Origin of the sequence: Liquorilactobacillus satsumensis DSM 16230 = JCM 12392 (assembly GCF_001435195.1) — a bacterium.
GTDB classification, from domain to species: Bacteria; Bacillota; Bacilli; order Lactobacillales; family Lactobacillaceae; genus Liquorilactobacillus; species Liquorilactobacillus satsumensis.
This window is the reverse complement of record NZ_AZFQ01000005.1, coordinates 1-2,938: the sequence shown is the minus strand read 5'-3', so window position 1 is coordinate 2,938 and position 2,938 is coordinate 1. Positions and strand designations below refer to the sequence as shown.

The 2,938-nt window shown below is 51.0% G+C and carries 1 rRNA gene; it reads left to right on the top strand.

Going from position 1 to position 2,938, the window contains the following annotated elements:
- The first annotated feature begins 11 nt into the window (after nucleotides 1-11).
- Nucleotides 12-2,929: ribosomal RNA gene (locus tag FD50_RS00155) — 23S ribosomal RNA — on the top strand.
- Nucleotides 2,930-2,938: the final 9 nt, after the last annotated feature.

The following is a 2,938-nucleotide window of genomic DNA, read 5'->3' as shown; positions in this document are numbered from 1 at the left end:
AGGTAAAGTTAGGTTAAGTTATTAAGGGCGCATGGTGGATGCCTTGGTACTAGGAGCCGATGAAGGACGGGACTAACGCCGATATGCTCCGGGGAGCTGTAAGTAAGCTATGAGCCGGAGATTTCCGAATGGGGCAACCCAATAGTTTTAATCAACTATTACTGCTGATCGAATTCATAGATCAGTCAGAGGAACACGCAGGGAACTGAAACATCTAAGTACCTGCAGGAAGAGAAAGAAAAATCGATTCCCTCAGTAGCGGCGAGCGAACGGGGAACAGCCCAAACCAGAAAGCTTGCTTTCTGGGGTTGTAGGACTGAACATTTGAGTTACCAAAGTGGACGTTAACCGCATGACCTGGGAAGGTCAGCCAGAGAAGGTGAAAGCCCTGTAGGTAAAAGCGGCCACTCTCAGTTCAGGATCCTGAGTACGGCGGAACACGTGAAATTCCGTCGGAATCCGGGAGGACCATCTCCCAAGGCTAAATACTCCCTAGTGACCGATAGTGAACCAGTACCGTGAGGGAAAGGTGAAAAGCACCCCGGAAGGGGAGTGAAACAGTTCCTGAAACCATGTGCCTACAAGTAGTTAGAGCCCGTTAACGGGTGATAGCGTGCCTTTTGTAGAATGAACCGGCGAGTTATGTTTGTCTGCAAGGTTAAGCCGTCAAGGGTGGAGCCGTAGCGAAAGCGAGTCTGAAGAGGGCGTTTGAGTAGGCAGACATAGACCCGAAACCAGGTGACCTACCCATGTCCAGGTTGAAGGTGCGGTAAAACGCACTGGAGGACCGAACTCATGTATGTTGAAAAATGCTGAGATGAGGTGTGGGTAGCGGAGAAATTCCAAACGAACTTGGAGATAGCTGGTTCTCTCCGAAATAGCTTTAGGGCTAGCCTCGGAAATTAGGATCGTGGAGGTAGAGCACTGTTTGAACTAGGGGCCCGTCTTGGGTTACTGAATTCAGATAAACTCCGAATGCCACTGATCTTTATCCGGGAGTCAGACTGCGAGTGATAAGATCCGTAGTCGAAAGGGAAACAGCCCAGACCACCAATTAAGGTCCCTAAATATATGTTAAGTGGAAAAGGATGTGGAGTTGCACAGACAACTAGGATGTTGGCTCAGAAGCAGCCACCATTTAAAGAGTGCGTAATAGCTCACTAGTCGAGTGACCCTGCGCCGAAAATGTACCGGGGCTAAACATATTACCGAAATTGTGGATGCAACCGTGAGGTTGCGTGGTAGGAGAGCGTTCTAAGGGCGAAGAAGCCAGACCGGAAGGACTGGTGGAGCGCTTAGAAGTGAGAATGCCGGTATGAGTAGCGCAAGACAGGTGAGAATCCTGTCCACCGAATGACTAAGGTTTCCTGGGGAAGGCTCGTCCTCCCAGGGTTAGTCGGGACCTAAGCTGAGGCCGCAAGGCGTAGGCGATGGATAACAGGTTGAGATTCCTGTACTAGTTATATTTGTTTGAACGATGGAGGGACGCAGGAGGCTAAGAATGCACACTGATGGAAATGTGTGCCCAAGCAGCAAGTTTGGTTACGAGTTAAATGCTTGTAACTGAGGACAAGCTGTGACGGGGAGCGAAATTATAGTAGCGAAGATTCTGATGTCACACTGCCGAGAAAAGCTTCTAGTAAGAGTATAACTACCCGTACCGCAAACCGACACAGGTAGTCGAGGAGAGAATCCTCAGGTGAGCGAGAGAACTCTCGTTAAGGAACTCGGCAAAATGACCCCGTAACTTCGGGAGAAGGGGTGCTGAGCGTAAGCTCAGCCGCAGTGAATAGGCCCAGGCGACTGTTTATCAAAAACACAGGTTTCTGCAAAATCGTAAGATGACGTATAGGGGCTGACGCCTGCCCGGTGCTGGAAGGTTAAGAGGATGGGTTAGCTTCGGCGAAGCTCAGAATTGAAGCCCCAGTAAACGGCGGCCGTAACTATAACGGTCCTAAGGTAGCGAAATTCCTTGTCGGGTAAGTTCCGACCCGCACGAAAGGCGTAACGATCTGGGCACTGTCTCAACGAGAGACTCGGTGAAATTATAATACCCGTGAAGATGCGGGTTACCCGCGACAGGACGGAAAGACCCCATGGAGCTTTACTGTAGCTTGATATTGGGTGTTTGTACAACTTGTACAGGATAGGTAGGAGCCATAGAAGTCGGGACGCTAGTTTCGACAGAGGCATTGGTGGGATACTACCCTCGTTGTATGAACACTCTAACCCGCGCCACTAAGCGTGGCGGGAGACAGTGTCAGGTGGGCAGTTTGACTGGGGCGGTCGCCTCCTAAAAGGTAACGGAGGCGCCCAAAGGTTCCCTCAGAATGGTTGGAAATCATTCGCAGAGTGTAAAGGCACAAGGGAGCTTGACTGCGAGACAGACAAGTCGAGCAGGGACGAAAGTCGGGCTTAGTGATCCGGTGGTTCCGCATGGAAGGGCCATCGCTCAACGGATAAAAGCTACCCTGGGGATAACAGGCTTATCTCCCCCAAGAGTCCACATCGACGGGGAGGTTTGGCACCTCGATGTCGGCTCATCGCATCCTGGGGCTGTAGTCGGTCCCAAGGGTTGGGCTGTTCGCCCATTAAAGCGGTACGCGAGCTGGGTTCAGAACGTCGTGAGACAGTTCGGTCCCTATCCGTCGCGGGCGTAGGAAATTTGAGAGGATCTGTCCTTAGTACGAGAGGACCGGGATGGACACACCGCTGGTGTACCAGTTGTTCCGCCAGGAGCATCGCTGGGTAGCTACGTGTGGATGAGATAAACGCTGAAAGCATCTAAGTGCGAAACTCACCTCGAGATAAGATTTCCCATTTCTTCGGAAAGTAAGACCCCTGAGAGAAGATCAGGTAGATAGGTTGGAAGTGGAAGTACAGTGATGTATGGAGCGGACCAAAACTAATCGGTCGAGGACTTAACCAAAAGAAAAAA